Source organism: Glaciibacter kafniensis (assembly GCF_039538945.1).
Classification (GTDB): domain Bacteria; phylum Actinomycetota; class Actinomycetes; order Actinomycetales; family Microbacteriaceae; genus Cryobacterium; species Cryobacterium kafniensis.
In genome coordinates this window covers 112,359-132,068 of record NZ_BAABCN010000017.1, presented here as the reverse complement: position 1 = coordinate 132,068, position 19,710 = coordinate 112,359, and the positions used below count along the sequence as shown (strand labels likewise).

At 63.2% G+C, this 19,710-nt stretch carries 23 protein-coding genes and 1 tRNA gene; 11 read left to right on the top strand and 13 right to left on the bottom strand.

Annotated elements, in window-relative coordinates; translation table 11 throughout:
• Positions 1-22: 22 nt before the first annotated feature.
• From ABD791_RS19430 to ABD791_RS19420, 3 genes are read left to right on the top strand one after another with little or no spacing between them, the layout of a single operon-like run.
• Positions 23-1,321 (top strand): ABC transporter substrate-binding protein, encoded by a 1,299-nt coding sequence (locus tag ABD791_RS19430; RefSeq protein WP_345069535.1) that lies wholly within the window; start codon positions 23-25, stop codon positions 1,319-1,321.
• Positions 1,322-1,333: 12 nt separating this feature from the next.
• Positions 1,334-2,311: a carbohydrate ABC transporter permease gene (locus ABD791_RS19425; protein ID WP_345069534.1), complete on the top strand. Its 978-nt coding sequence runs from the start codon at positions 1,334-1,336 to the stop codon at positions 2,309-2,311.
• Positions 2,308-3,144, top strand: a complete 837-nt coding sequence (locus ABD791_RS19420) for a carbohydrate ABC transporter permease (protein ID WP_345069533.1) — start codon at positions 2,308-2,310, stop codon at positions 3,142-3,144. The genes ABD791_RS19425 and ABD791_RS19420 overlap by 4 nt, the downstream gene beginning before the upstream one ends.
• Here the strand turns inward: ABD791_RS19420 and ABD791_RS19415 are convergent.
• Positions 3,141-4,103, bottom strand: a complete 963-nt coding sequence (locus tag ABD791_RS19415) for a DMT family transporter (protein WP_345069532.1) — start codon at positions 4,101-4,103, stop codon at positions 3,141-3,143. The two genes, ABD791_RS19420 and ABD791_RS19415, sit on opposite strands and share 4 nt — an antisense overlap.
• Before the next feature lie 72 nt (positions 4,104-4,175).
• Between ABD791_RS19415 and ABD791_RS19410 the strand changes: the two genes are divergently transcribed.
• From ABD791_RS19410 to ABD791_RS19400, 3 genes are all read left to right on the top strand, one after another.
• Positions 4,176-5,108 (top strand): LysR family transcriptional regulator, encoded by a 933-nt coding sequence (locus tag ABD791_RS19410; RefSeq protein WP_345069531.1) that lies wholly within the window; start codon positions 4,176-4,178, stop codon positions 5,106-5,108.
• 266 nt (positions 5,109-5,374) lie between these two features.
• Positions 5,375-6,226 carry a hypothetical protein gene (locus ABD791_RS19405; RefSeq protein ID WP_345069530.1) on the top strand — a complete coding sequence of 284 codons (852 nt, stop codon included), beginning with the start codon at positions 5,375-5,377 and terminating at the stop codon, positions 6,224-6,226.
• Positions 6,227-6,553: 327 nt separating this feature from the next.
• A complete protein-coding gene (locus tag ABD791_RS19400; protein WP_345069529.1) occupies positions 6,554-7,345 on the top strand; it encodes a hypothetical protein in 792 nt (263 codons plus the stop codon).
• 47 nt (positions 7,346-7,392) lie between these two features.
• On the opposite strand, the gene ABD791_RS19395 is transcribed toward ABD791_RS19400, so the two are convergent.
• From ABD791_RS19395 to ABD791_RS19385, 3 genes are all read right to left on the bottom strand, one after another.
• Positions 7,393-8,154 carry an LmeA family phospholipid-binding protein gene (locus tag ABD791_RS19395; RefSeq protein ID WP_345069528.1) on the bottom strand — a complete coding sequence of 254 codons (762 nt, stop codon included), beginning with the start codon at positions 8,152-8,154 and terminating at the stop codon, positions 7,393-7,395.
• 2 nt (positions 8,155-8,156) lie between these two features.
• On the bottom strand, positions 8,157-9,833 hold the full coding sequence (gene argS, locus ABD791_RS19390; RefSeq protein WP_345069527.1) for an arginine--tRNA ligase: 1,677 nt from the start codon (positions 9,831-9,833) through the stop codon (positions 8,157-8,159).
• Between the two features lie 132 nt (positions 9,834-9,965).
• Positions 9,966-10,370 (bottom strand): cupin domain-containing protein, encoded by a 405-nt coding sequence (locus ABD791_RS19385; RefSeq protein WP_345069526.1) that lies wholly within the window; start codon positions 10,368-10,370, stop codon positions 9,966-9,968.
• A 164-nt stretch (positions 10,371-10,534) separates the two neighbouring features.
• Between ABD791_RS19385 and ABD791_RS19380 the strand changes: the two genes are divergently transcribed.
• Positions 10,535-11,197 carry an iron ABC transporter ATP-binding protein gene (locus ABD791_RS19380; RefSeq protein WP_345069525.1) on the top strand — a complete coding sequence of 221 codons (663 nt, stop codon included), beginning with the start codon at positions 10,535-10,537 and terminating at the stop codon, positions 11,195-11,197.
• A 115-nt stretch (positions 11,198-11,312) separates the two neighbouring features.
• Positions 11,313-11,384: transfer RNA gene (locus tag ABD791_RS19375), tRNA-Arg, on the top strand.
• A gap of 173 nt (positions 11,385-11,557) precedes the next feature.
• Here the strand turns inward: ABD791_RS19375 and ABD791_RS19370 are convergent.
• The 4 genes from ABD791_RS19370 to ABD791_RS19355 are packed head-to-tail and all read right to left on the bottom strand — an operon-like array spanning position 11,558 to position 13,903.
• A complete protein-coding gene (locus ABD791_RS19370) occupies positions 11,558-12,322 on the bottom strand; it encodes an ABC transporter permease (protein ID WP_345069524.1) in 765 nt (254 codons plus the stop codon).
• Positions 12,319-13,149, bottom strand: coding sequence for an ABC transporter ATP-binding protein (locus ABD791_RS19365; RefSeq protein WP_345069523.1), 831 nt, complete (start codon positions 13,147-13,149; stop codon positions 12,319-12,321). Before ABD791_RS19365 ends, ABD791_RS19370 begins: the two co-directional genes overlap by 4 nt.
• Positions 13,146-13,514 carry a DUF1048 domain-containing protein gene (locus tag ABD791_RS19360; protein WP_345069522.1) on the bottom strand — a complete coding sequence of 123 codons (369 nt, stop codon included), beginning with the start codon at positions 13,512-13,514 and terminating at the stop codon, positions 13,146-13,148. Before ABD791_RS19360 ends, ABD791_RS19365 begins: the two co-directional genes overlap by 4 nt.
• Positions 13,515-13,516: 2 nt before the next feature.
• Positions 13,517-13,903, bottom strand: coding sequence for a PadR family transcriptional regulator (locus tag ABD791_RS19355; protein ID WP_345069521.1), 387 nt, complete (start codon positions 13,901-13,903; stop codon positions 13,517-13,519).
• Positions 13,904-14,128: 225 nt separating this feature from the next.
• On the opposite strand from ABD791_RS19355, the gene ABD791_RS19350 reads away from it, so the two are divergent.
• Positions 14,129-14,416: a DUF1905 domain-containing protein gene (locus ABD791_RS19350; RefSeq protein WP_345069520.1), complete on the top strand. Its 288-nt coding sequence runs from the start codon at positions 14,129-14,131 to the stop codon at positions 14,414-14,416.
• 7 nt (positions 14,417-14,423) lie between these two features.
• On the opposite strand, the gene ABD791_RS19345 is transcribed toward ABD791_RS19350, so the two are convergent.
• The 4 genes from ABD791_RS19345 to ABD791_RS19330 all read right to left on the bottom strand — a co-directional run bounded on the left by ABD791_RS19345 (position 14,424) and on the right by ABD791_RS19330 (position 17,718).
• Positions 14,424-15,677, bottom strand: coding sequence for an RNA polymerase sigma factor (locus ABD791_RS19345; protein ID WP_345069519.1), 1,254 nt, complete (start codon positions 15,675-15,677; stop codon positions 14,424-14,426).
• Positions 15,677-16,012 carry a YciI family protein gene (locus tag ABD791_RS19340; protein WP_345069518.1) on the bottom strand — a complete coding sequence of 112 codons (336 nt, stop codon included), beginning with the start codon at positions 16,010-16,012 and terminating at the stop codon, positions 15,677-15,679. Before ABD791_RS19340 ends, ABD791_RS19345 begins: the two co-directional genes overlap by 1 nt.
• A 43-nt stretch (positions 16,013-16,055) precedes the next feature.
• A complete protein-coding gene (locus tag ABD791_RS19335) occupies positions 16,056-16,466 on the bottom strand; it encodes an SgcJ/EcaC family oxidoreductase (protein WP_345069517.1) in 411 nt (136 codons plus the stop codon).
• 154 nt (positions 16,467-16,620) lie between these two features.
• Positions 16,621-17,718 carry a hypothetical protein gene (locus tag ABD791_RS19330; RefSeq protein ID WP_345069516.1) on the bottom strand — a complete coding sequence of 366 codons (1,098 nt, stop codon included), beginning with the start codon at positions 17,716-17,718 and terminating at the stop codon, positions 16,621-16,623.
• 208 nt (positions 17,719-17,926) lie between these two features.
• Here ABD791_RS19330 and ABD791_RS19325 point away from each other — a divergent pair, with 208 nt between their 5' ends.
• Positions 17,927-19,081, top strand: a complete 1,155-nt coding sequence (locus ABD791_RS19325; RefSeq protein ID WP_345069515.1) for a hypothetical protein — start codon at positions 17,927-17,929, stop codon at positions 19,079-19,081.
• Between the two features lie 12 nt (positions 19,082-19,093).
• Here ABD791_RS19325 and ABD791_RS19320 read toward each other — a convergent pair whose 3' ends face one another.
• Positions 19,094-19,252, bottom strand: a complete 159-nt coding sequence (locus ABD791_RS19320; RefSeq protein ID WP_345069514.1) for a VOC family protein — start codon at positions 19,250-19,252, stop codon at positions 19,094-19,096.
• 127 nt (positions 19,253-19,379) lie between these two features.
• Between ABD791_RS19320 and ABD791_RS19315 the strand changes: the two genes are divergently transcribed.
• Positions 19,380-19,667 (top strand): DUF1905 domain-containing protein, encoded by a 288-nt coding sequence (locus tag ABD791_RS19315; protein ID WP_345069513.1) that lies wholly within the window; start codon positions 19,380-19,382, stop codon positions 19,665-19,667.
• The last annotated feature ends 43 nt before the right edge of the window (positions 19,668-19,710 follow it).

Below are 19,710 nucleotides of genomic sequence, written 5' to 3'. Positions count from 1 at the left end.
TCACCATGAAAAGAGGAAAACTGTGACTCTCAAGAAGTCATTCGTCGGTCTCGGTCTCGGTCTCGTCGCGGCGCTCGCCTTGAGCGGATGCTCCGCCCAAGCCGACGACGGAACGGTCACGCTACAGATGGTCGAAAGCCTGACAAGCCCGGCGCGCACCGATCTTCTGAAGGGACTCATCGCCGAGTTCGAAGAGAAGAACCCTGACATCAACGTTGAGCTCGTTTCGCCGCCCACCGATCAGGCCGACCAGAAGATTCAGCAGATGCTGCAGGCCGGCAGCGGCATCGACGTGCTGGAGGTGCGCGACATCACGGTCGGTCCGTTCGTCACCAACGGCTGGCTCTCCGACATGTCGACCGAGCTCGCCGATTGGTCGGGTTGGGAGAACTTGACCGACAACGCGGCGAAGTACGCGAAGACCGCTGACGGCAAAACCTATTACGTGCCGTACGGCTTCTACGGCCTCAGCCTCTTCTACCGATCAGACCTGGTGAAGGAAGCGGGGTTCAGCGCCCCGCCGGCCAGCTGGGATGACCTGCTCGATCAGGCCACGGCCATTCAGGATCCCGACAAGAACAAGTTCGGCTACGCGTTCCGGGGCGGCACAAACGGAAACTCGAACGTCGTCGTTGCCATCGAGGCCTACGTGGCCGACCAGATCGACGAGGACAACGCGTTCAAGCTGACCAACGGCAAGACGATCTTCTCGGCTCCCGAGGCTCGGGATGCGTTGAAGACCTACTTCGATATCTTCGAGCAGGCGTCCCCGCCCTCGTCGGTCGCCTGGGGTTACCCCGAAATGGTGGAGGCGTTCTCGAACGGCTCGACCGCCTTCCTGCTGCAGGACCCCGAGGTCATCGCCTCGATCAGTCAGTCCACCGCGGTCACCGCAGAGCAGTGGAACACCGCTCCCCTGCTCACCGGCCCGACCGGCAAGGCGATCCAGCCCATGGCCACCGCAGGCTGGGGCACGGCCGAGTCGAGCGAGCACAAGGCCGAAGCCGCCAAGCTGATCTCCTTCCTCTCCGAAGGCGACGCCGCGACGACCTTCGCGCAGGGGAACAGCCTCGTGCCGATCCTGAAGGATGCCGCCGACACCGATTTCTACAAGACCGGCGCCTGGGCCAGTTACGTCACGATGAACGAGAACCCCGACACCTACATCACAGCGGTGCAGCCCCGGGATTCCGCCTGGTGGACGGAATGGATTCAGAAGTCTGACTCCGAACTGCAGCAGGTGCTGATCGGCCAGATGACACAGGAACAGCTGCTCGAGAGCTGGGACAGCTACTGGACCGACAAGTGGAAGAACTCCTAGGCCACACTCCCCATGACTCGTACACTCACTGAGACCCTGGAGCGTCCGCCTCGTGCGGGCGCTCCGGCGGGGCCGCCCTCCGGCATCCGTTCCAGTCGCAAACGCTCATTCACCATGCGCAAGGGCCTGACAATTCTGGGCTTCATGGCGCCGGCCATTCTGTTCGTCGCGGTGTTCATCTACTACCCGATGCTCTCGGGCAGCCAGATGGCGTTTCGCAACTGGAACTTCGCCAACCTCACCGACACCTCTTTTGTCGGCCTGAAGAACTTTCAGACGATCTTCGCCGACCCCGTGTTCTATACGGTGCTGCGCAACACGTTGGTCTGGGTCGTCGGCTCGATCATTCCGCAGTTGGTGATCGGGTTCGCGATCGCCCTGTGGTTGCGCCGCAAGTTTCGCTTCCGCGGCCTCTACCAGGCCCTCATCTTCTTTCCGTGGGCGATCTCTGGCTTTCTCATCGGCATCCTGTTTCGCTGGATGTTCAACAGCGAATTCGGTGTCGTCAACGACCTGCTTCAGAAGGCTGGCCTGATCGACACGCCGATCCCCTGGCTGGCCGATCCGACGACGGCGATGATCGCTGTCACGATCGCCAACGTCTGGTACGGCGTGACCTTCTTCGCGATCATGATTCTGGCCGCGCTGCAGTCGGTGCCCGATGAGCTCTTCGAAGCCGCGGCCCTCGACGGCGCCGGTAAGGCGCGCACGCTGTTCGAGATCACGATTCCCTACATTCGGATGACGCTCGCCTTGACGATCCTGCTGCGTGTGATTTGGATCTTCAACTTTCCCGACATCATCTGGGCGATGACCGGCGGAGGCCCGGCGAACCAGACGCACATTGTGACGACCTGGATGATTCAAACCACGCAGCGCGGCGACTACGGCCAGGCCTCGGCGATCGGCCTGATCATCGTCGCGATCCTGATTGTGTTCTCTGCCTTCTACTTGATGGCCATTCGCGAGAAGAAGGCGGTTACATCGTGATCGATCGAGAAACACTGCCGGCCCGCATCGTTCGGGTGTTGTTCCTGGGGCTCTGGTTGGTCATCACGATCTTCCCGCTCTACTGGATCATCATCACCTCGTTCAAAACGCCCGGCGCGATCTTCAGCTACCCGCTCACCTACTGGCCTGAGGTGTTCTCGTTCGAGAACTACATCGGCCTGTTCGAGAAGGCCCAGTTCGGCACCTACATCGGCAACAGCCTGCTCGTCGCCACCGTCGCGGCAACCCTGGCCACCCTGATCTCGATGCTCTCGGCGTATGTGCTGGCCCGCTTCGAGTTTCGCAGCAAGGGTGTGCTGATGATGGCGTTCCTGGTCACCCAGATGATTCCCGCGTTCATCGCTCTCGGGCCGCTCTATCTGATGATGGTGAACCTGGGTCTGGTCGACAACAAGATGGGCCTGATGCTCATCTACATCGCCGTCTGCATTCCGTTCTCGACGATCATGTTGCGTGGCTTCTTCGCCAATGTGCCCGATGCGCTCGAAGAAGCGGCGATGATCGACGGCCTGTCCCGGTTCGGAGCCCTGTTCAAGGTCATCGTTCCGGTGATGAAGCCGGGCATCGTGGCGGCGTTCATCTTCAACTTCGTGAACTGCTGGAACGAGCTGTTTCTGTCGGTCACGCTGATGAACCGGGATTCAAACAAGACAATCCCGACCGCGTTGAACGGCTTCATCTCGAGCTTCAACATTGACTGGGGTTCGATGTCGGCGGCCGCAGTGCTGACGATCATTCCAACGATGCTGCTCTTCGCCTTCGCCAGCCGGTACATCGTGCAGGGTCTGACCGCGGGCGCGGTCAAGGGCTAGCTCGATCGTTGATCGAGCGTGTCGAGATCTCGTGACCGGGTCTCGACACGCTCGACCACCGGAGGCGGCTCGGCCAACGGATGCCCCGACCACCGAGCACGCAGTCGGTCGCCGAGCACCACTGTCACCACCCCCACGATCACCACGGCTCCACCGACGAGCTCGCCCGGGTAGGGTACCTCCCCCAACCAGAGGAACGAGATCAGCACCGCGACCGGCGGAACCAGGTAGAGCAGCGAGGTCGACGTGGCCATCGACATCCGCGCCACAGCGTAGCCCCAGAGCACGAAGCCGAGCGCCGACGGGAGTGCCGCAAGGTAGCCGGCGGCCCACCAGGCGGCCGGGCTGGCCTGACCGAGATCGGCCCAGGCGAACGGCACGGTCGGCAGCAGCATGACGGCGCCCCCCACCATGCAATAGGTAGCGACCTCGAGGCCAGAGTACTTCTTGAGCAGCGGCTTGGTGAGCGGGTGATAGATGCCCTGCACGACCATGGCGGCAATCACGATCCAGAGGGCGGATGACGCGGTGAAACCCGAGCGGGTCAGGGAGACCAGGGCGACACCCGCGAGAGCCACGGCGCTGCCGATGATCTTGAGGCCGGTAAGCCGCTCGCCCAGCAGCCCGGCTGCGATGGCAACGCTCACGAGGGGGGCCGCGGCCACGATGATGCTGGCGGTGCCGGCCGGAACGTCGAGTTCGCCCCAGTTCAGCAGCACCTGGTAAGCAGCCATGCCGAAGAATGCGCAGGCGAGAATCAGCGGAAGGTCGCGCCGGGCCGGGATGCGCACTTTGAGAATCGGGGCGAGCACCAGAAGCAGCAGAGCGGCGATCACCAACCGGGCGAGGGAGAGGCCGGCCACGCCGAGTTCGGGGGCTGCTACCCGAATCGCCGGGAACGCACTCGCCCAGAGCACGACGACGCCCAGGCCGGAGAGGAGTGCTCGAGGAGATCGCATAGCTTCAGCTTTGCCGACGAACACCACTAGGTCTATTTACTTTTTCTGATCAGCGGCGTAAATATGGTTGATGTGTTGGACATTCGAAAACTGCGCATGCTCGCCGAACTTGACCATCTCGGCACGGTCGCCGCCGTCGCCCGCGCCCTGCACTTGACCGCGCCTGGAGTGTCGATGCAGCTCGCCACGCTCGAACGCGAGGTGGGCCTGCCGCTCATCGAACGCAGCGGAAGACGCCTCACCCTCACGCCAGCCGGGCGGCTCTTGGCCCAGCACGGGCACTCACTCGTGGAGATGCTCTCGCTGGCCGAAATGGAGGTCAGCGCCCTCCGCGAGGGCTCGGCGGGCACCTATCGTCTGGCGGCTTTCCCGTCGATCGCGCGCTCGATCGTGGCCGACACCTGGGCTCGCGTGCGGGAGACCCCGGAGCTGGGGGTGCGGCTTGAGCTCATCGAGATGGAACCGGAGGATTCCCTCGCGGCCCTCGCGGCGGGTGAGGTCGATATTGCGTTGTCCCACTCCTATTCGAATCTGCCCTCCACGATGTCTCCGAGCCTGGTGGCGACTCCTCTTGCGACCGAGGCCGTGTGGTTCGCCTCCTCACTGCCGGTCATGGACGTAAGCCCGCCGGTCGAGCTGGCGGGATATGCGACCGCCGACTGGATCGTTCCGCACCGCAACTGGTCGTGCTACGAGATGGTGCAGCGTGCCTGCGGTCTGGCCGGGTTCACCCCGCGGGTCGTTGCAGAGGCCACCGATTTTTCGGTGATTCTCGCGCTTGTTGCGGCGGGCGCCGGCGTCGCACTTGTTCCAGAACTCACCGTTGGGCACCTTCCGCAGGGTGTGACGCTGCATTCACTGACCGATCCGGTCTTTCGCTATGACACGGTCGTGACCCGGCGGGCGACGACCGTGGACGCGGGTGCGCAACGCATTCTGGCATTGCTGGCCGAATCGGCGACTCGCCGTGTGCCGCGAGCGGCCGGTGCCGGCGTGAATCGGTGAGCCGCCACAACGGTGGCGGCGGCGGGCGACAATACGGCAATACGGTGAGAGCTCGGCTCGCGGGGTCTCGACAGGCTCGACCGACGGGCACGACAGAGCTGCCACGGGCACGATAGAGCTGCCACGGGCACGATAGAGCTGCCACGGGGTTGGGCATTTTCGCTTCTGAACTTCAGGCTCATTTGACTCTCAAGTTCAGAAGCGAAAACGCGCCCCCTTACTCGTGCCGAAGTCGGGTGCGACGGCTGACCCGATACGCTCACGACATGACGGCCGACGACCAGAAGCACCGCGCACAGCTGCAACGCATTGCGTTTGGCCGCACCGACTCCCCCGCTGAGCAGCAGCGCGCTTTGGAGGCGCTTCGGCAGCTGCAGCAAACTGAGTCCACCGGCATCCGCGACACCGGGTCAGCAACAGGTGCGACCAGAACGGGCAGGGGTACGGACGCCACCCGGCACGGCGCACACGCGGACTCACCCGAATCACTCGAATCACTCGAATCACGCGACGAATTCGACGTCAACAGCGCTGCCCGCACAGCATCCGTGCTCGACCGCCCGCTCTCTGCGCTGCCACGCTGGGTGTTGCCGGTCGTGGCGATCGGACTGATCACCGTTGGCGCCCTCGTCGGGCTCGCCGTCGGTGGGGTCGCCGCCGGTGGGGTCGCCGCCGGTGGCAGCGCCGCCGAGGCCCCGCCGGGGACCGCATCGGATACTCCGACGAATGTCGACGAGAGAACTCCGTTGGAGGCGGCCGCGTCGCAACCTTTGCTCCCCTCGGTGCTGGCCGTGGGCGATGTCAAAGCGGCGGAGCGCTGGTTCACGACCGAACAGACTCTGGAGGACATTCTTCCCATGCCGATCGAGATGATTGATCCGACGACATCCCGGCTTGTCTTTCAGGCCCCCGGCGTGGACGGCTGGGGAGTCTGGATTGGACGCAATACTCGCGAGGAGGGGTTCTGCCTGATGGTTTTTCACCCCGAGAGCGGGATTGCGGAGTCCACCTGCGGGAGCACCGACAGTTTCCTTTCGTCAGGAATGTCCATGGCGACTAGCACCGGGGTGAACGTGAGCTGGAACGGTGCGGAACTGGCCGCCACCCGCACGCGGTAGGGGCGCTCTCTGTGCGCCTCGTTGGTCGAGGAGCGCGCCTGCGAGCATGCGTCTCTGAGGCATGGCCATGTCGTTGATCGAGGAGCAGCCGACGAAGGAGGCCGCGTCTATTAGACAAATGACCACTTCGTTGATCGAGGAGCAGCCGACGCAGGAGGCCGCGTCTCGAGATCTCGCGAGCCAATCCTTGACTCAAGTTGCGTTTGAATATCGGATCACGAGGTCTCGAGACACTCGCTGGCGCTCGCTCCTCGACCAACGGAGCAGGGGTTGCCCCTTTTCTCCGATTGCCCTGCCCGTTGACTTCTGACCGGCTACGCTCACGACATGACGGCCGACGACCCGGAGCACCGCGCATACCTCCAACGCCTCGCATTCGGACGTGTTGACTCCCCCGCCGAACAGCAACGCGCCGACGAGGCGCTTCAGCAGCTGCAGGCGGCCGAGGCTGCAGCCATCCGTTCTATCGAAGACGCCAACGTTGCCGGCGCTGTTGGCACTGCTGGCACTGCCGGCAACGTTGGCGCTGCTGGCCGCGAGAGCGAGGCTTCGACCGATTCACCGTTCAGGCCCGTCGCTCCCCCTCCCCGGCCCACGGCCTCGCATCGCGGGCTGATCACGCTGGCCGCCATCGGCCTGGTCGCGATCGGGGCAATTGGCGGGGCTGCCCTGGCCGGCACGAATCACGGGAGCCCATCGGCATCAGCGCACCCGGCAGCGCACCCGGCGTCGGATCCGTCGGCACACCCGTCGGAACACCCGTCGGCGCAGCCCGCTCTGTCCGTCGCCGAGTTGGCAACCGGCATTCACAATGCCGAAACCTGGTTCGCCGCTCAGCAGACGTCCGAAGACATGCTCCCGACTCCGAACGACTTCATGGACCCGGCGTCGTCCCGGCTGGTCTTGCAGTCCCCGGGCGCAGTGGCCTGGAACGTCTGGATCGCGCGGAGTTTCACCGGAGGCTATTGCCTCTCGGTGGCGTATCCGGTTCAGGGCAGAGAAGCAGCGACCTGCAGGAGCGAAGCAGTCTTCATCAAGTCGGGATTGAGCATGCTGACCGATACCGGCGCGGAGGTGCGCTGGACGCCCGCCGCACTGACGATCACGAAATACAACTGACGCTGCTGCGAACAGCCAACCGGCCGAGCGACTGGCCGGCCGAATAACTAGCCCGCCGAGCAACTCCCCAACGTGCTCAGGGTATCCGGCGAGAGCGACAGCGTGTTTGAGGCCAGCGTGATCCGCAGGCGCTCGGGCGTCACGTCGACGCCGGTCAGTTCCACACCCTTCGGCAGGTATTCGGCGACGCAGATCGCCACCGGCTTCTGCCCGAGAATCAGGTTGATGACGCCGCTCACGTCGAGCGAACCGAGCGCACTGGTCAGCTCCGCCGAGGTCGGAGTCAGGTAGAGCGTGTCGCCGGCCGCCTGCGGAATCGCTGTCGCCGTGTAGCCGATCGGCATGCCGAGCACCTCGATCGACCCGGCGTAGCTGACATCGCCCTGACGCAACTCCAGGGTCGCATCCGGCACGTCGACCGCCTTGCTGAGCAGGATGTTCAGCGACTTCTGGTCGAGATCGATCGCGCCGGTGACCGAGCCGATCTGTTTTGCGGTGTTGGTGGGAACATCCGTCGCCACGACATCGACGACGGCCGTCGCCCCGTTGACCGAGAGGTTCGAGGAGGTGAGCTGCACACGGTCGAAGTCCCCGGCCAAGAACTGGGCGATCACCGAGAATCCGCCGATCGTCACGTTGACATCGCCGGTCACACCCTCGGGCAGGTTGCTGGTGATCTCCTGCTCCACCCGGTTCTGGGCGACGGTGCGGGCGATGGCGTCGGCGATGAAATACACCGCCACGAGCGCGAGCACCGAGAGCGCCACGATGACCAGAACACGGATGCGGCGACTCACGGTGACGGCCATGACTACATCTTTTCGGGAGCGGAGACGCCGAGCAAGCCCAGGCCGTTGCGGATGACCTGACCGGTGGCGTCGTTCAGCCAGAGGCGGGTGCGGTGCACGTCGGTGACGGGCTCCTCGCCGAGCGGAATGACGCGGCAGTTGTCGTACCAGCGGTGGTAGTAGCCGGCGACCTCTTCGATGTAGCGGGCGATGCGGTGCGGTTCGCGCAGTTCGGCAGCCTGGGCCACCACGCGCGGGAATTCCTGCAGCACGCCGAGCAGAGCCGACTCGCTGTCGTGCACGAGCAGTTCGGGGGCGAAGACCGAGCGGTCGACACCGGAGCCGTGCGCGTTGCGGGCAACGGAGCAGGTGCGTGCGTGGGCGTACTGCACGTAGAAGACGGGGTTCTCGTTGGTGTGCTTGCCGAGCAGGTCGAGGTCGATGTCGAGCTGCGAGTCGCTGCTCGAGCGCACCAGGGCATAGCGGCCGGCATCCACACCGACGGCGTCGACGAGGTCGTCGAGGGTGACGATGGTTCCGGCGCGCTTCGACATGCGCACGGGCTCGCCGTCGCGCAGCAGGTTGACCATCTGGCCGATCAGAATCTGCAGGTTGACGCCCGGGGTGTCACCGAACGCCTCGGCCATGGCCATCATGCGGCCGACGTAGCCGTGGTGGTCGGCGCCGAGCATGATCAGGTTCTGGTCGAAACCACGCTCACGCTTGTTGAGGTAGTAGCCGATGTCGCCGGAGATGTAGGCGGGCTCGCCGTTCGAGCGGATGATGACGCGGTCGCGGTCGTCTCCGAAGGTGGTGGTGCGCAGCCAGATGGCGCCGTCTTCTTCGAAGATGTGGCCCTGTTCGCGCAGGCGCTCGATGGCGCGTTCGACCGCACCGGACTCGTGCAGGGAGTCTTCGTGGAAGAAGACATCGAAGTCGACGCCGAAGCTGTGCAGCTTCTCTTTGATCTCGGTGAACATGAGGTCGACGCCGACCGAGCGGAAGATCTCCTGCTGCTCTACGCGCGGCAGCGCAGCGATGTCTCCGTCGTACAGCTCGACGACCTTGTCGGCGATGTCGGCGATGTACGCTCCGCCGTAGCCGTCTTCGGGGGTGGGCTCGCCGAGGTAGGCGGCGAGAACGCTGCGAGCGAAGCGGTCGATCTGCGAACCGTGATCGTTGAAGTAGTACTCGCGCGTGACATCCGCGCCCTCAGCCTGCAGCACGCGGGCGAGGCTGTCGCCCACGGCGGCCCAGCGCACACCGCCCATGTGGATCGGGCCGGTGGGGTTCGCCGAGACGAACTCGAGGTTGATCTTGATGCCGTCATACATATGCCCGTTGCCGTATACGCTTCCGGCTTCGACGATGGTCTTCGCAAGCGCGCCGGCGGCGGCGGCTTCGAGACGGATGTTGATGAAGCCGGGGCCGGCGATCTCAACGGATGCGACGCCATCAACGGCTTCGAGGCCGGCGCCGAGCTCGGTGGCGACCTCGCGCGGGTTCGTGCCGAGCGGCTTGGCGATCTTCATCGAGATGCTGGAGGCCCAGTCGCCGTGGTCGCGATTGCGCGGGCGTTCGAGCGTGACGTCGGCGACGGTGAGGCCGAGGTCTGCGATCTCATTCCCAGCCTGGCGTCGTCGCTCAACGAGCGCGTTGACGAGGTCGAACAGGGCTTGGGAGAGTTCAGCAGGAGTCACACGCTCAATCTTACGGGCGCGCGGCTGAACGCCGTGAAAACGGCGGGCTGGCGCCAAGCGACGACAGCATCCCGCGCTGTCCGGCAGCGGTGCGGTAAAGGTGCCCCAGCTGTGTCGCTTGCGCTGTTCGCGCTACCTCAGTCGCGGCCTCTGCAGATGAGCGGCGTTGGGCATCGCGTAGTTCGGAGCGCCGACAAGTTCGAGGGTGACGAACGGCTTGTCTCCCACGACATGGGCATCATGCCGGGGCGGGATCGTGTACGTGTCGCCGGCGGTGATCAGCACGCGGGTGCCGTCTTCGGTCTGAACTTCGATTTCGCCGGCGATGCAGTAGCCGACGTGGTTCACTTCGCAAAGATCGGTGCCGACGACGGGCTTGATGCATTCTGACCAGCTCCAGCCGGGCTGGAAGGTGAGGCGTCCGATCGAGTAGTCGCCGAGGGTGTTGACGTCGATGGTGGTCTTGTCTGGAGTGCGGCGGTCGTCGGGAAAGTCGAGAGACTTGACTTCCAGGCGCGTCACGACGTTGTCGGCCATGACAATCTCCTTGGATTGCGTTGAGTTTTCTATGGGTGTGAGCTCTGAACTGGGCCCTGTTTTCATGCTATTCCGGGCCCATACGGTGTCAACCGGTAGGCAACCTGTCGCGTCGATGCGACGAATACCCGAAACGGCATGGAGCGCTTGATAGGGTCAATCGCGTGCCAGCCCTCGTGACTTCTCCCCGCATCCGCCCGTCTGTCAGCCGTAACTCGCGTCGCCGGGTTGCCGCTCCCCTGGCCGCCGGATTGCTCGTGCTTCTTGCGCTGACCGCGTGCTCCACCGATTCGCCGAAGCCCGGTTCGTCGACGACGCCCTCGGCAGGTGCGACGGCTCCGGCCCCCGGTGCGACGGATGCCCCCGGCGAAACGCCCACTCCCACGCCGACTCCCGAGGCGATCGGCACGCCTGTCGCGCTCACCTGCGATCAGATTCTGACGCCAGACGATGTCTATGCGTACAACCCGAACTATGGCGTCGCGCCCGATTTCGAGCCGACGAGTGCCGCGGCCCAGACTGCGGTGAAGTACGACGGTGTGGCGTGCGGCTGGCTTAACCAGACCAGCGACGCGACATTCGAGGTCTCGGTCACGCAGCCGAACGATGTGCTGCAGGCCACGCTGATCGACCAGGCGCTGCTGGGTGGCAAGGCCGTGCCGACGTATGGCACGACGCCGATTGAGGGTTTCTTTGCGTCCTCCGGCGGTGTGGGCACCGCTCAGGTGCTCTCCGGCGCCCACTGGGTGAGCGTGAGCTCGACCGAGTTCGCTGAGCCCGGCGATGCGCAGACACTCGTCGCGTCGGTGCTGTCGCACCTGGGGTAGGTTTCGGGCGGCCTCCTGCGGGCCGGCGTCGTCGTCGCGTCGTGGTCGCGTCGTGCTGACGTCGTGAGTGGCGGATTTTCGTCGCTCAGATACTGGTAACGTAGTGACCACCCTGGCCCCCATAGCTCAGGGGATAGAGCACTGCCCTCCGGAGGCAGGGGCCGCAGTTCGAATCTGCGTGGGGGCACATTCAATAAGGTGAGACGCCAGTTCGACTGCTCATTCACCGTCCGGTCGCGGCGCCCATCGGCCTGATAGAACCTTCGAGGCCAATTCGCAATGACGACACCGCTCGCGTCCACTTGGTGGAAACGAGCGGCTTTCGTCGCGGGCCGCGCACTCTGCGGGCCGAGCCGAGCGTCAGCTGATTTTGCGACGGTAGATGGCGATCGCGAACCCATAGGCGACGACGAGGATGCCGACGAGCCAGGCGAGGGCGACCCAGATGTCGCTGCCGACGGGTTGCTGGGCAAACAGGGCCCGGATGGTGTTCACGATGGAGGTCACTGGCTGGTTCTCAGCGAACCAGGCGACCGGGGCCGGCATCGAATCGGTCGGCACGAACGCCGAGCTGATGAACGGCAGGAAGATCAGCGGGTAGCTGAACGCGCTCGCGCCGTCGACGGTCTTCGCCGAAAGTCCGGCGATCACAGCGAGCCAGGTCAGCGCGAGGGTGAACAGCACCAGAATGCCGGCGACCGCGAGCCAGGCGCCGACGGATGCTCCGGTGCGGAACCCCATGATCACGGCGACGCCGATGACGATGGCGATCGAGACCAGGTTCGCGACCAGGGAGGTGAGCACGTGCGCCCAGAGCACGCTCGACCTGGCGATCGGCATCGATTGGAAGCGCTCGAAGATGCCACCTTGCAGATCGAGGAACAGCCGGTAGGCGGTATATGCCACGCCGGACGCGATCGTGATGAGCAGGATTCCGGGGAGCATGTAGTTGATGTACGGCTCGTCCGAACCGGTGTTGATCGCACCGCCGAGCACGTAGACGAACAGCAGCATCAATGCGATCGGGGTGACCGCGGTCGTGATGATCGTGTCGGGGCTGCGGAGGATGTGGGTCAGCGATCGGCCGGTGAGGACGCGGGTATCGCTGAGGACGTTGGTGGTCATCGGAGTTCCTTTCCTGACGGGACTGCACCTTCGGTGCGGACGTCGGCATTGTCGTCAGCGGAGTCGGTGTCGCCGGTGTCGCCGACGAGCGCGAGAAAGACATCCTCCAAGGAAGGCTGCTTCTCGACGTACTCGACCGCGGTCGGCGGGAGGAGTTTCTTGAGTTCGCTGAGGGTGCCGTTCTGGATGATCGTTCCCTTGTGCAGGATCGCGATCCGGTCGGCGAGCTGTTCGGCCTCGTCGAGGTACTGCGTGGTGAGCAGCACCGTCGTGCCACTATCGGCGAGTTTCTTGATGGTCTGCCACACCTCGATGCGCGCCTGCGGGTCGAGTCCGGTCGTCGGCTCGTCGAGGAAGATGACCGGCGGGTTGCCGATCAGGCTCATCGCGATATCGAGTCGGCGGCGCATACCGCCCGAGTACTTCGCCGCAGCGCGCTTTCCCGCGTCGGTGAGCGAGAAACGGGCGAGGAGGTCGTCGGCGATCACGCCCGGGTTCTTCAGGTGACGCAGCTTGGCGATCAGCACGAGGTTCTCCCGTCCGGAGAGAATTTCGTCGACCGCGGCGAACTGGCCGGTCAGGCTGATCGACTCGCGCACGTCGCCGGGCTTCGCGGCGACGTCAAAGCCGTGGACAGTGGCGCGGCCCGCGTCGGCCTTCACAAGCGTTGACAGGATGCGCACCAGCGTGGTCTTGCCTGCACCGTTGGAGCCGAGCAGCGCAAAGATGCTCCCCGCCTTCACCTCGAAGTTGACGCCTCGAAGCACGTGCAAGTCCTTGAATGACTTCTGGATGCCCTGCACCCGGATAGCGGTTTCGGTGCTCATTTCTCTGCCTCTCGCTCGGCATCCTCGATCGCCTTGTTCAGGCGAGCGCGTTCCTTGTCGATCCATCGCTTGCCGCTGTAGGCCTCTGCGAAGGTCTCGGCGAACTCGACCGGGTCGTCGCCGACGATCTCGCGCAGCGGAGTGCCGTCGACGGCGGCGCGCTCCCACAGGTCGGCCAGGTCGCCGAACATCGAAATGAGGGTGTCTCCGTCAGTGATGCCGCCGCAGTACATGAAGTACCGGTGCATTGCCTTCGCTGCGGCCCCATAGGGCTCGGGAAGGGCGTCGATGCGGGCCTTGTCCTGCTTGTATTGCTTCTTCTGCTCGAGCGAGCCGGTGAGGGTCTCGATCCATTTTGCCGCCATGATTACGCTCCTTCTTCTTGTGAATGTGCTTCTTTTGCCTGCGGATGTGCTTCTTGCGGATGCTCGATGTGGTCGCGGATCTGTTCGATCCGTTCTGCGAGAAAGGCCCACGACTTCCAGAACTCGTCGAGGTACTCGCCACCCTGCGCGTTCAGCGAGTAGACCTTGCGCGGCGGCCCCTTCTCAGACGGAACTTTCTCGACGTCGACAAGGCCACGCTGCTCAATCCTGATCAGCAGTGCATACACGGTGCCCTCGACGATGTCGGAGAATCCCTGTTCGCGCAGTCGCGCCGTGATCTCGTAGCCGTATGCCGGCTGCACGGCGAGCGTCGCAAGTACGATCCCCTCGAGCGTGCCCTTGAGCATCTCAGTCATTTGCTTACCCATGGACTCGTCCTTCTAACTACTCAGTGATGCTAACTACCAGTACATAGTAAGCACGAGTACCGGTACATAGCAATACTGAATAGCAAAAAACGGAGAAGAATTTTTCGCAGCGCTCCATGGAGACCGCCTCACCGAGGATCATCCGTCTGATCTCGTTCGCGAGTAGCCTCTCCTCAGGCTCTTTAGAGCCTGAGCGGTCCCCTGGGCCAGATTGGAACACCTGTTATGAGCACAACCCCCGGCCCCCTCGACGTCACTTTCACCGGCCCGATTGGAATCGAGATCAAGGGTGACCTGTGGTCGTGCGTGGAGGTTCCGGACTCGGTCGAACTGTTCGGCACAGGCAAGGCCATCAAAGTGGTTGGCGAAGTCGATGACGAACCCGTCTCACTCGCACTGATGCCGACCGGTTCCGGCGGCCACATGCTCTCGATCAGCGCCAAGCTGCGCAAAAAGCTCGGCAAGAATGTCGGCGATGACGTCACCGTTCACTTGTCCGAACGTCTCACCTGAGCTGTCGTCAACCCGGCAGTTCGCTCAGACGGCCCTGGAGATAGCGTCGTTCGGTGTCATTGTCGGTGAGGATGAGCGCCTCCTCGAAGGCGACCCGGGCCTCCTCGACACGGCCGAGCCGGGTCAGAAAATCGGCGCGGGCGCCCGCGAGATATGGGTAGCGGGCGAGTTGCGGTTCGGAACCGAGCGCATCCAGCTCGGCCAAGCCTCTCGAGTATCCGACCGCAAAGCCGAGGGCGATGGCCCGGTTGAGTTGAATGACGGGCGACGGCCACGTCTCCACGAGGAGGTCGTAGAGACCCCGGATTTCCTGCCAGTCAGTGTCTGACCACGACGCGCTCTCGTCATGCACGGCCGCGATCGCTGCCATCAGCGCAAAACGACTCGGAGGCCGCTGCGTCAATGCCTCCCGCAGCAGCGCCACCCCTTCGTTGATGGCTGCGCGGTCCCATTTCGTTCGATCCTGGTTCTCCATCAGCACGAGTTCACGGTGCTCATCGATCCGGGCGTCCCTGCGGGCATCCGTGAGCAACACGAGTGCGAGAAGCCCGGCGACATCGCGGTCGCCGGGAAGCAGCACGCGCAGCATTCTCGCCAACTCATGGCCGCGTTCGGCGAGATCTCGGCGCATCAAGTTCGCTCCCGAGGGAGCGGTGTGCCCGGTCGTGTACACCAGGTAAACGACGGAGAGCACGCCGTTGACACGCTCTCTGAGTTCGGATGCCGCCGGCACGCGGTACGGGATGTGCGCGGCTGAGATCTTCTTTTTCGCTCGGGTGATCCGCGCAGCCATCGTCGCCTCCGGCAGCAGAAACGCGCGCGCAACATCGGCCGTCGACAGCCCACACAGGAGCCGCAGCGTCAGGGCGACCTGGGCGTCAGCGGAGAGGGCGGGGTGGCAGCAGGCGAAGATCAGCCGCAGCCGATCGTCGGTGATGTCCTCGGTGTCTTGGCCGGGTTCATCTCCAAAATGCGCCTCTGGTTCGAGAAGTTTGGGGAGCGCCCGCTGCGCTGTCGCGGCACGTCGGCGGATGTCCAACGCGCGTCGCCGTGCGGTCACGGTGAGCCATGCTCCCGGGTTCTCCGGGATGCCGCGCGTGCCCCATGTCGACAGCGCGCTGGCGTAGGCATCCTGAACGGCTTCTTCGGCTGTGTCGATATCGCCGGCGACACGCATGGTGGCCGCCAACACGAACGCCCACTCCCGACGGTGCGCATCCGCAACCGCAGCAGCGACCTCCGAGCTGGCGGCTGGCGACATCAGCTCGCCACTCGCACCGGCCGCACCTCGACTGCGACGCCGGCGGGAATTTCCTTGGCGATTTCCAGCGCCTCGTCGAGGTCGGCGGCCTCGATCAGGTAGTAGCCGCCGAGCGTCTCTTTCGACTCGGCGAAGGGACCGTCGGTCACCGTGAATCCGCCGGAGCCATCGCGGCGGATGGTCGTGGCCGTCTCCGGCGGCTCGAGTGCGGCCCCGTTGAGCAGAGATCCCCCGCGCCTCTTCATGAACGCGAGGTAGTCGTCGCTGACCGTCTCGCCGGCTTCTTCTTTCGTGACCACTTCATCTTGGAAGATCATCACCAAATACTTTGACACTTCGTACTCCCGTCGTGTGAACTCTGGTTTGGGCATTCGAGTTTCAGTGGGCCGGCGCGTTGGCGTATGAGGCGACGAGCCAGCGCCCATCCTCTCGAACCAGCGCCCAGGTGGCAATGACTTCCCGTTCGGCCGGGAGTTCTGCTTCACCTGCCAGGAGAATGCCGGCCTTGCTGACGACGATCGCTGTGTCACCGATAAGGCGGATGCTCAGAGTTTCGTCGACCGTCCGGGAACCTTTGAGCGGTCCCCCAAAGCCAGTCGCCATTGACCTGCGGATCTCCTCCCGGTCACGGTGATATGCGCCCGGCATGACCACCGTGGCGTCATCCCGATACGGTGCCACGAAGGCATCCGCATCGTTGTCGGCCCAGGCGGCGTAGATCTCGCTGAAGAGGCTGCGGATCTCGTCGGTCGCCTCAAGCTGAGTAGTGGCTGACTTGTTGTTCGACATTGGTCTGTACCTTTCGTTGGAGGTGGGCCCGTCTATCGGGGCTCCTACCTATACGACGCGGACCAGGTGCGCAAATCGACAGCTGCGCCCGAACTTTTCCAAGAACTCGCGATGCGATGCTCTGCCCGTGGCCTTCCGCGCAAGGTGGATAGCGCTATCGACCAGATACACCCAGGTATCGAAGGATTGATCGGTCTTCTTCATCGGGTTTGCTGACTCCCGATGTGAGAAGGTCACTCTCAGCAGCCTCCAGCCGACTGGTCAGATAACGATACGCAGCGATTGCCGACGCATTTCGCAACGAATGTCTCCTCGCTGGGGCGGGAACTGCCGCTGGAACCCAAGTCACAATGAAAGGAACCAAGACGAGTGGGATCAGAGAGACGGCAACCGCTTCGACCCCGGAGCTTATTGCGCCAAGAAAGACAATGACCGCCCCTGCTCCGATGATTACGCACGGAACACAAACGGCAAGCAATCTATCTGAAATCCCTCGGCTTGAAACAAGCCAGAGAAATAGAGAGACGAACGAGACAATGGCGAAGAATCCTGAAAGCCCGAGGAGGAAGCCAATCGCTTTCCAATCCGGGGTCATTCCGATACCCATTTGAATGGCCAGGAGAGCCAATCCTGGAAATGCAGCAATCACAGCTGTTGCCAGAATCGCTCTCAGCGCTTTGGTAAACGGAGAAGACGGCACTCCCTCGACTAGTGGCCGAACCTTCCGGAGCGCTGACTGGATTTGACTGTGCGCCCCAACTGCCTCTCTTAGACGCATGGATGGTAGCGAGAACGTCCCCGTTACGAGCACAAGCGAGGTACCAAATATGACAAATGAGAGTGCCGACACCGCGTATAGCTCGTAGACCTTGCCCGGGTATGCAGCGGCGCCTATGACGCAGAAAATGAAACTCACGAAGGTCAGCACGCCCACTACAAATGGTATGAGCCGCGTAAGCCCTTCCTTCACCGATACGTAGTCTCCTAAATTCGATTCGGTTTCGTCGTGTGGAATCACAGCGACGACAAAAAGCGCGCCAATGAACGACGGGAGTAACCAGGTTGCGCCGTCAAGAATTTCGTTTCCTAGCAATCCTGTGTGAAACCAGATGCCTTTGAAGTCATCGGTCAAGAAGACGAGAGAAACAGTCGAAAGAACGACTACAAAGAATATCGCAAACGACACGGACCCCAGGGTGAGGGTAGCCGTCACAAATGGAATGTTGGAGATTAGCCTCTTTGGTCTGCTCACAGCACAACCTTCTCACGCGACGTCTCCCTTCCTCGCCGTGCAGGTGCGTCCCGCAGAGCGCAAAGCCCCACCTCTCTGCAATGCCACCCAACGCTCGATCCCTTGACAAACCCCTAAGGCTGAATCAATGATTCGATCCTCAACAGGTTTGCCTGGGTCTTCGACGCAGGACCTGGCCGATTAAGCGTCCGACTACCGAAAGACCACTGTGACCGTACTCGTGTGGGCATGTTTCACCGTCGGAGCGGTCCTGCTGTTTCTCACGTGGATGAGTGTGATCGGAACGCTGATCGTGCCGCGATCCACACGCAGCGCTGTTTCTCGGGTGACGGGCCGCGCCACGATGAAGTTCTTTCATGCCATCACGAAGCCAATTTCTTCCTATGTGGTGCGCGACCGGGTGCTGGCCTGGCAGTCCCCGATGTCGTTGTTCGTGCGCCTGCTCGCGTGGGTTGCGATGTTCAATCTCTCATTCATCCTGCTTCTGCTCCCGTTCGTTGACGGCGACTTCTGGAATGCCGCCAGCGAGGCCGGCTCCGCGATGTTCACGCTCGGTTACGCGGAGCCGACGAACGCCGGCAACACTGTGTTGGTCTATATGGCCGCGATTACCGGCTTGATCGTCATCGCCTTGCAGGTCGGATATCTACCCACCCTCTACGCCGCGTTCAATAGGCGGGAAGCGGAAGTCACACTTCTCGTCTCGAGAGCCGGCTCCCCCTCGTGGGGACCCGAGCTCCTTGTTCGCACACGATTCGGCATGGAGGCCCAGAACACCACCCAGGAGCTGGGCGAGCTCTACCAACGCTGGGAGCGCTGGGCTGCCGAAGTTGCCGAGTCGCACACCACCTACCTCACCTTGGTGTGGCTCCGTTCACCTGCGGCGCAGTCGAACTGGCTCATCTCACTGCTCAGCGTGATGGATGCCGCGGCATTGCAACTTTCGCTGAGCCCGAAGTCGGCCCCGCACATCCGGGCCCGACTCGTGCTGCGGATGGGGTTCACCTGCCTCAATCAAGTGGCGCGAGCCATTCACATTCCGGTTGACGAGGATCCCGATCCCGACTTCCCCATCGACGTGACGTTCGAGGACTTCCAAACGGCAGTCGAGATTCTGCGAACCGTCGACTTTCCGATTGAGGTGACGCCGGAACAGGCTTGGCCCCACTTCCGAGGATGGCGCGTCAACTACGAAAAGGTAGCCTACGCTCTCGCTTACGCGATCGATGCTCCGCCCGCAATGTGGAGCGGCCCGCGACGGTTCAAGTTCGAACCGGTCTTGCCACACCGACCCAAGAATCGCACCGCCAAAGAAGTGAAGCCCGACGACCCGCAGATCATCAGCCGACCGCGCCTCGAATGAGCGCGGCCGGCGTCAGCCGATCTGTTCGGCCAGCGCAACGATGATGCCCGCGGAGCCTCGGAGGTAGCAGAGCCGGTATGTGCTCTCGTACTGCGCGATCTCGTCGGGGAGCTCCGCGCCGTGAGTGCGCAGACGGTCGACGATGTCGTCGATGTCGTCGACAGCGAACATGATGCGATGCAAGCCCAATGCGTTGGGCGGAGGGTTTTCCAAATCTGTCTGACTTCGTTCGCGGGTAGCCTCTCCCGAGGCCCGTCAGAGCCTGAGCAGCCTCCGTGGCCAGATTGGATTACCACTCATGAACACAACCCCTGGCCCTTTGGACGTCACCTTTACCGGCCCGATTGGGATCGAGATTAAGGGTGACCTGTGGTCGTGCGTGGAGTTTCCGGGCTCTGTCGAGCTGTTCGGAACGGGCAAGGCCATCAAGGTGGTCCGTCTCGCCGACGACGAGCCGGTGTCGCTCGCGCTGATGCCGAACGGATCCGGCTGCCACATGGTCTCGATCAGTGCCAAGGTACGCAAGAAGCTCGGCAAGAACGTGGGCGACGACGTGACGGTTCATTTGTCGGAACGCCTCAGCTGAGCCATAAGTCCCCCGCTTTCGTTCAACGCGCCACTTTCACGGG